At 76.7% G+C, this 1,036-nt stretch carries 1 protein-coding gene and 1 pseudogene; both read left to right on the forward strand.

Annotated features, from left to right (window positions below):
• Nucleotides 1-394: pseudogene (locus tag JJ683_RS18685) on the forward strand (shikimate dehydrogenase); the annotation flags it as partial.
• 144 nt (nucleotides 395-538) lie between these two features.
• Nucleotides 539-1,036 (forward strand): A24 family peptidase (locus JJ683_RS18690; RefSeq protein WP_242474874.1); only part of this gene is annotated, 498 nt, incomplete at its 3' end.

Below are 1,036 nucleotides of genomic sequence, written 5' to 3' on the forward strand. Positions count from 1 at the left end.
CGCCGACCGCGGCGCCCGCGAAGTGATCCTCGCGGTGCGAGACACCGCGCGGGCGACCGGGGCCGCCGCGTGTGCCCGGCGCGCGGGGCTCGTGCCGCACGTGGTGGTCCTCGGGACGGCGCGCTTCGCCGAGGCCTGTGCGCAGGCCCCCGCCGTGATCAGCACGCTGCCCGGCGACGCGGCCGCCGCACAGGCGGATGCACTGGCCGCAGCCCGACGGTTCCTCGACGTCGCCTACCACCCGTGGCCGACGTCGGCCGCCCGCGCCGTCCTGGACGGCGGGGGCGTCGTGGTGGGCGGGCTGACGATGCTTCTCGGGCAGGCGTACGGCCAGGTGGAGCAGTTCACCGGCCGGCCCGCCCCGCGCGCGGCTATGGCGGCGGCGCTGGACTGATACCGGGCACCGGCCAAACCGGCAGCGCCGGACGTGCGGCGGGCTGTGGACACGTTCCGGCTGTCCACAGGTTTGTGCATATCCCCGGTTCGGCCGGACGCCGGCACCCGGTCGGCGGCGCACGGCCGGGGCACGATGGCGTCCATGGGGGAATGCGAGCGGCACATGGGGGAATGCGAGCGGCACATGGGGGAATGCGAGCTGCCCACGAGGGCATGCGGAGAGCGCCGCAGCGGCGGAATACGGATCGTGCATCCCGGTGCGCGGGGAGCGGTCGGGTATGCGGCGGCGGTATGCCTCGTCGGCGTCATAACGGCCTGCCGTTGCGCGGGTGCCGACCGGGCGCCCGCGGCGCTCGGGGCGCTGGCGCTCACCGGGTGGTGCGCGGTCCTCGGCGTCATCGACCTGCGGACCATGCGATTGCCGGACGTACTCACCCTCCCGGGCGCGGCGACGATCCTCGCGGTCGCCGCCGCCAGCGGGCATGCGGCGGCCGCACTGTGGGGCGGGGGACTGCTGGCGGGGGCGTACCTGTGCCTGCACCTGCTGCGGCCCGCGGCGATGGGCGCGGGCGATGTGAAACTCGCGGCGGGACTGGGGGCGGCCACCGCGCTCGGCGGCGGCGGGGCCTGGCTCGGCGCC

Origin of the sequence: Tomitella cavernea (assembly GCF_016599145.1) — a bacterium.
Taxonomy (GTDB): Bacteria; Actinomycetota; Actinomycetes; order Mycobacteriales; family Mycobacteriaceae; genus Tomitella; species Tomitella cavernae.